Genomic DNA, 6102 nt, shown 5'->3' with positions numbered 1-6102 from the left:
ACCGTCCGCCGCCAGCGCGAGGTGCCGGGCGCGCTCCTCGGCGTTGCCCACCAGCCGGGCCAGCCGCCGGTGCAGCGCGCGCCGCCGCGCGGGGTCCGCCCCGGCGTAGACGGCGGAGGCGATGAGCGGGTGGGCGAAGCGCAGCCGGTCGCCGTCCATGACGATCAGCTCGGCCCGCTCCGCAGGGGCGAGCACGCGGGCCGCGCGGCGCCGCCGGTCCAGGGCCTGGATCAGCTCGCGGGACGGGCTTGTCAGCGCCGACGCGGCGAGCAGCGCCTCCTGCGCCGCCTCGGGCAGCTCGGCGACGCGCGCCGCGACCAGGTCCCGCAGCGAGGTGGGGACGGGCAGCGGCTCGCCCGGCGCGGGCGGTTCCGGACGCGAGGCGAGCGCGCGGGCGATCTCCAGGGCGTGGAACAGGTTCCCCGCCGCGGCCTCCCAGACCCGGTCCAGCACCCTCGGCGGCGGGGCCGCCCCCAGCGTGCCGGCCAGCAGGCGCCGCAGCGCGTCCGGCCCGAGCCGCCCGAGGGTGAGCCGCCGCAGCCGTCCCGCTCCGACGTACCGCTCCAGGTCGGCCCCGAGCCGCGCGGCGACGCCCGTGCGCGCGCAGGCCAGGACCTTCACGCGCTCGTCGTCCAGGCGGCGCAGCGCCCACTCAAGGACGCGCGCGGTCGGCGCGTCCAGCCAGTGCGAGTCGTCGATCGCCACCACGACCGGCCCCGACGCGGCGAGCACGCGCAGCGTCGACAGGAACGCGACGCCCACCGCCCGCTCGTCCACCGGCCCGTCGGCGTCGGCGCGCAGCAGGGCGACCTCCAGCCCGCGCCGCTGCGGGCCGGGCAGCCCGGCGAGCACCGAGCCGGGCACCGGGTCCAGCAGGTCTCCCAGGGCCGAGTAGGCGAATCCGGCCTCCGCCTCGGCGGCCACGCAGGAGAGGACGAAGTGGCCCCGTTCCCGCGCCATCGCCACGCCCGACCGCCACAGGGTGCTCTTGCCGATACCGGCTTCGCCCTCGATCAGGAACGCCACGACCGGCGCGTGCTCCGGCCCGTCCTCCGGGGGGGTCAGGAAGGCCGACAGCGACGCCAGCTCGGCTTCCCGCCCGACCACCTCAGCGCGCCCGTCGAAGCCACCCACGCCTACCTCCGCGACGCGACCGCCCGAGCCGACGTCCCATTTTACGCCGGGTGACCCGGACATCACCGGAATACGCGACCCGTCCCCCGCATTGACAATATGCAGGCAGATACCTGCATAATGGTCCGCGTGAGCCCCGAAGCGACAGCGATGGATCCGGTCTTCAAGGCGCTGGCCGACCCCACCCGCCGGCTCCTGCTCGACCGCCTGCGCGAGCAGAACGGCCAGACGCTCAGCGAGCTGTGCGAGCGCCTGGACATGGCGCGCCAGTCGGCGACCCAGCACCTCGACGTCCTCCAGCGCGCCGGCCTCGTGACCGTCGTGCGGCGCGGACGGGAACGGCTCCACTACCTCAACCCGGCGCCGATCCACGAGATCGAGGAGCGCTGGATCTCCGGGTTCGACAAGCCCCGCCTCGATGCGATCAGAGCCATCAAGAACCAGGCAGAGGAGTACGCCATGACCGGCAGCACCACGTCCGTGCCGTCCTACGTCTACGTCACCTACATCCGCGCGAGCCCGGAACAGGTGTGGCAGGCCCTCACGGACGCGGACCTGACAGCCCGCTACTGGGGGCACGCCAACGTCTCGGACTGGCAGCCGGGCTCGCCCTGGGAGCACCGGCGCGCCGACGAGTCGGGCGCCGTCGACGCCGTCGGCCGGGTGGTCGAGTCCGAGCCGCCCACGCGCCTGGTCATCACCTTCGAGGACACGCCCGACGTCCAGCCGCCGAGGGAGGCGTCGGTCGTCACCTTCCTCGTCGAGCCGCACCAGGACATCGTCCGCCTCACCGTGACGCACGAGAACCTGCCCAACCAGGAGATGCTCGCCGGCATCTCGGCCGGCTGGCCGGCGGTGCTGGCGAACCTCAAGTCGCTCCTCGAAACCGGCGACGTCCTCCCCCAGGCGCCCTGGGAGATGCGCCGAGCCCACGCCTGACCACGACACCGAGGAGAAGCCTCATGGACACCATCCCCTTAGGGACCGCCTACCGCGCGCTGCTGGACGCCGCCGCCACCGTGGCCGACTCCGGCGGCCCCGACCTCGTCCCGCCGCCCGGGGAGTGGAACGCCGACCAGATCCTGGCCCACGTCACCCTCATCAACGCCATCACCCTCGCCGCCGTCTCCGCCATCGCGTCGGGGACGAACGCGACCTACGACAACCGCTTGGCGCTCGACGCCTGGAGCATCCAGCGCGCCATCACGCTCGCCGGCGGCAACGCAGGGCTCCGGGAGCGCATCCGCCTCCAGGGGGAGGCCCTCTGCGCGCTCGGCGGACCGATGCTGAGCGACGCCGAACTCGACACACCGGTGCCCACCCGGCTCCTCTCCAACGGCACCGTCCTGGTCGATCAGCCCCTGCCGTTGCGGGACCTCGTCACGGGCCTCGCGGACGTGGAACTGCCCGGCCACACCGAGCAGCTCCTCGCCCTCCTGCCGAGCCGGGCCGGGGCCGCGGCGTCCTCGTGAGGCGCCCGACCGCGTCCCGCGCCGGTTGCGCGCGTCCCCACTAGGCGCCGATCGTGCCGTTGCCGCTCAGGGCCAGCACCGCGGTCATGGCCTCGTCTCGGGGCCGTCCTCGGCGGCCTCCGCCAGCGCCGCCAGCGTCGCCTCCATGGTCAGGCGGTTGTGCGCGGTACGGTCCGCCACGCCGGAGATGAGCAGGGACAGCGGCTTCGCCCAGACCGGGCGCAGATCGGTCCACCGCTCGGTGACCCGGCATCCCGCCCCTTCGGCCCGGAAGGTGTAGAGCCAGCGCGAGATCGGCAGCCCGGCGGCGCGGACCTCGAACTCGAACCGCCGCCCGGGCTCGGCGGCGGTGACCGTGCACGTCGTCGACCAGCGGCGCCGCCCCCGCCGGTTCACCCCCCGGAACCGGGCCCCGGCGGCCGGGCCGGTCGCCGGGGGGATCCAGCGGCACCGCGCCGTCTCCGGGCTCCACCGCGCCATCTCGGATACCTCGCCGACCATCGCGTACAGCGCTTCGGGGGAGGCCGCGATCGTCCGCTCGACGACGACGGCCGCGGGACCCGCGGCACGCGCCGAGGGGCGGACGCCCGCCCCGCACGCCCCGCGCCGGATCTGCTCGATCACGGACATCACCCTTCCTCCGTCACCACGGCAATACGTTCATACCGTCGCACGGTATGAACGTATTGTCTAGGGTGGGACGCGTGGACCCGCGATCGCTGTTCCCCGTCCGAACCGACCCCGGCGAGCCGTCGACGGCCGACCGGATCCGTGACGCCGCCCTGTGCTGCTTCGCCGCCCACGGCGCCTCCGGCACCTCGCTCCGCGCGATCGCCGAGACCGCGGAGGTGTCGATCGGGCTGGTGCAGCACCACTTCGGGACCAAGGCCCGGCTGAGAGCGGCCGTCGACGAGCACGTCCTGCGGGTGGTCGGCGACGCGGTCGCGTCCGCGCCGCTGCCCGCGCCGCCGCGGGACGCGCTCGCCGAGCTCGGGCACCGCGTCACCTCGATCATGACCGGGCATCCGGAGGTGGTCGGCTACCTGGTCCGCGCCATGATCGAGGGCGAGGCGGTCGGCTCGGCCGTCTTCGACGGCCTGGTCGCCATCAGCGCCGGCCAGTGGGACCGGCTCGCCGACCACGGCCTGCTCGCGTCCGACGTCGACCGCACCTGGGCCGTGCTGCACCCGCTCGTCCTCGTGCTGGGCACCGCGATCCTCCGGCCGCACCTCGACCGGCACCTCCCCGAGCCGCTCACCGACCCCGCTCAGCTACGCCGCTGGGACGACGCCGTCGCCGCCCTGCTGAGCAGGGGCCTCCTGCGCGGCACTGACTGACGGGGCAGGAAACCGCCGGGTCACGCTACGGGTGACGTGAGGCGTTCGCAGGCGTCCCACAGTTCGCGCTCGCGGCCGGGGTCGTACGACGCGAGCCCAGATCGACGTCGACGTGCGAGACGCCGCGTCCGCCGAAGTCCCGCCGCCGGGGCCCGGCCCTACCGGCGACGACCAGGTGGACGTCCGGCGCCTGGGACAGGATGCGCTCCGCGGCCCGGCCGATCCCGCGGCTCGCACCGGTCATCACGATGGTGGACTGCATGGCCCCCACAGGCGGCTCGGCGGAATGGGGGCACCCTAGCGGGACCGCCGGAGATCGGTCAGCGCGCCCCCGCGCGGGCGCCGGCGCGGGCGCCGAGGGCGGCGGCGACGGCCACCGCGTAGCCCGCCTCGCCGCTGCGGTTCGGGTGCAGCGGCGCCGCCGCGTTCAGCGGCACGTAGCCCTCGATCCAGCGGCGGGACGCCGGCTGGCAGGCGTCGTGGCCCGCGCTCGGCGTCACGAGGTCGACGTAGGTGGCGCCGTGCGCGGCCGCCTGCCGCGCGATCACGGCGTTCATCGCGTTGACCGCGCCCTGGAGGAAGTCGGCGTCCGCGGGCAGGACGGGCTGCGCCGGCCAGCAGCCGCCCGGCTTGATGTAGAGGCCGTATCCGGTCACGACCACGCGGGCCTGCGGCGAGCGCGCGCGGATGCCGTCCAGGACGGCGGACAGCTTGGGCTCGAACGCCCGGGTGCGCTCGGCGACCTGGTCCGCGTACTGCCCCTTGCACGGGGTCGCGGTCGGGTCGAGGCGGACGCAGTCCTCGGCGACGCCGACGAGCCCCACGTCGTTGCCGCCGATCGTCAGGGTCACGAGGGTGGTGCCGGCGGTCAGCGCGTCGAGCTGGGGCGGCGCGGTCCCGGCGGGCACGCCGAGCAGGCTGAGGCTCTGCGGCTGGGTCATGTGCCGCGTGGACGCCCCGCTGCACGTCACGTCCCGGAGGACGGCGACGTCCAGCGCCGCGGCGAGCTCGTGGGCGTAGTTGTGCGTGGACCTGCCGCACGCCACCGGGCCCGTCACGTCCGGGATCAGCGGCCCGGACGCCATCGAGTCGCCCAGCGCGACGTACTCCCCCGCCGCGGCCCGCGCGGGCGCGGCGGTGCCCACCGCCGCGCCCGCGGCCAGCCCCGCCGCCGCCCCCGCCGCGGCCCCCCACAGGCCGATCCTGCCGATCACGCCGGTCACGCCGTGCCGCAGACGCTTCATGGTGCCGCTCCAGGTCGCGGGGACGTCGCGCGGAGTCGCCGGGACGTCACATGGACGGTGTCGCCGTGATCATCCAAAATGCGGACATCTCGTTCAATTGGTGCGATGGCAGACTTCCGCGGGAGTTCTTGTGCCGCCTGACAGCAGACCGCCCGGCAGACCGCTCGGCAGACCGCTCAGCGTGGCCGGCCGGCCCCTGGCCGCCCACCTGCGCGCGCGGGCCCCGGGGCTCACGGCGCGCGTCGTCGACCGGCTCCTCGCGGAGCTGCCCGTCTACGCCGAGCTGCCGCAGGAGGAGATCGCCGGGGACGTCGCCGGCATCGTCCAGCACACCCTACGGCAGTTCGCCGACGTGCTGGAGCGGCGGTGCCCCGCCGGCCCCGGCGACTTCGCCCGGCAGCGCGACTCGGCCGCCCAGCGCGCCGAGGAGGGCGTGCCGCTCGACGCGATCCTCACCGCCTACCAGATCGGCACCGCGATGGCCTGGGACGAGCTCGCCGGCGGCGCGCGGCCGTCCGACCTCGCCGACTACCAGGAGGCGCTCGCCCACCTGATGGACTTCCAGCGGTGGCTGACCTCCGCCGTCAGCGGCGCCTACCTGGAGGTCCGGCAGATCCTCGACAGCCAGGAGCACGGCGGCCGGCACGCCCTGCTGCGGGCGCTGCTGGACGGCGCGCCCCTCGACGGGATCGCGCACCGCCCCGCGGCCCGCTACGCCGTGCTCGTCCTGGCGCTCGCGCCGCACCCCGACGAGCGGAAGGCGGGCCAGCGCGCCCGCGTCGCCGCCCGCCGCAAGATCCGCCGGATCCGGACGGCGCTGGACGAGGCCGCCGACGAGCCCGCCCTCGCCCACCTCGACACCACCGGCGGGACGGCCCTGCTGCCGTTCGCGGACGCGCCGCCCTGGGACGTCCT

8 protein-coding genes are annotated in these 6102 nt (G+C 75.4%); 4 read left to right on the top strand and 4 right to left on the bottom strand.

Annotated elements, in window-relative coordinates; genetic code table 11:
• Positions 1-1134 (bottom strand): AAA family ATPase (locus tag E1300_RS46705; RefSeq protein WP_165503311.1); only part of this gene is annotated, 1134 nt, incomplete at its 3' end.
• Positions 1135-1263: 129 nt separating this feature from the next.
• On the opposite strand from E1300_RS46705, the gene E1300_RS46700 reads away from it, so the two are divergent.
• Both E1300_RS46700 and E1300_RS46695 read left to right on the top strand, forming a co-directional pair.
• Complete coding sequence (locus E1300_RS46700; RefSeq protein ID WP_242619850.1) at positions 1264-2073, top strand: ArsR/SmtB family transcription factor; 810 nt, start codon at positions 1264-1266, stop codon at positions 2071-2073.
• Positions 2074-2096: 23 nt separating this feature from the next.
• Complete coding sequence (locus tag E1300_RS46695) at positions 2097-2606, top strand: hypothetical protein (protein WP_131763696.1); 510 nt, start codon at positions 2097-2099, stop codon at positions 2604-2606.
• 84 nt (positions 2607-2690) lie between these two features.
• Here E1300_RS46695 and E1300_RS46690 read toward each other — a convergent pair whose 3' ends face one another.
• On the bottom strand, positions 2691-3236 hold the full coding sequence (locus E1300_RS46690) for an SRPBCC family protein (RefSeq protein WP_131763695.1): 546 nt from the start codon (positions 3234-3236) through the stop codon (positions 2691-2693).
• A gap of 74 nt (positions 3237-3310) precedes the next feature.
• On the opposite strand from E1300_RS46690, the gene E1300_RS46685 reads away from it, so the two are divergent.
• Positions 3311-3943 (top strand): TetR/AcrR family transcriptional regulator, encoded by a 633-nt coding sequence (locus tag E1300_RS46685; protein ID WP_242619849.1) that lies wholly within the window; start codon positions 3311-3313, stop codon positions 3941-3943.
• Between the two features lie 25 nt (positions 3944-3968).
• Here E1300_RS46685 and E1300_RS46680 read toward each other — a convergent pair whose 3' ends face one another.
• Positions 3969-4205, bottom strand: coding sequence for an SDR family oxidoreductase (locus tag E1300_RS46680; RefSeq protein ID WP_131763693.1), 237 nt, complete (start codon positions 4203-4205; stop codon positions 3969-3971).
• A gap of 58 nt (positions 4206-4263) precedes the next feature.
• Positions 4264-5187 carry an SGNH/GDSL hydrolase family protein gene (locus E1300_RS46675; RefSeq protein ID WP_131763692.1) on the bottom strand — a complete coding sequence of 308 codons (924 nt, stop codon included), beginning with the start codon at positions 5185-5187 and terminating at the stop codon, positions 4264-4266.
• Positions 5188-5368: 181 nt separating this feature from the next.
• Here E1300_RS46675 and E1300_RS46670 point away from each other — a divergent pair.
• Positions 5369-6102: RsbRD N-terminal domain-containing protein (locus E1300_RS46670; RefSeq protein WP_503104950.1), on the top strand; the 734-nt coding region annotated here is incomplete at its 3' end.

The sequence above is a fragment of the Actinomadura fibrosa genome (genome assembly GCF_900659615.1).
In the GTDB taxonomy this organism is placed as follows: domain Bacteria; phylum Actinomycetota; class Actinomycetes; order Streptosporangiales; family Streptosporangiaceae; genus Spirillospora; species Spirillospora fibrosa.
The sequence above is the reverse complement of the archived record's forward strand: the minus strand, read 5'-3'. Positions and strand labels throughout refer to the sequence as shown.

Bases quoted from the DNA above. Each gene is read 5' to 3' on its own strand.
- E1300_RS46695 (WP_131763696.1), top strand. From the start codon at position 2,097: ATGGACACCATCCCCTTAGGGACCGCCTACCGCGCGCTGCTGGACGCC.
- E1300_RS46690 (WP_131763695.1), bottom strand. From the start codon at position 3,236: ATGTCCGTGATCGAGCAGATCCGGCGCGGGGCGTGCGGGGCGGGCGTC.
- E1300_RS46680 (WP_131763693.1), bottom strand. From the start codon at position 4,205: ATGCAGTCCACCATCGTGATGACCGGTGCGAGCCGCGGGATCGGCCGG.
- E1300_RS46675 (WP_131763692.1), bottom strand. From the start codon at position 5,187: ATGAAGCGTCTGCGGCACGGCGTGACCGGCGTGATCGGCAGGATCGGC.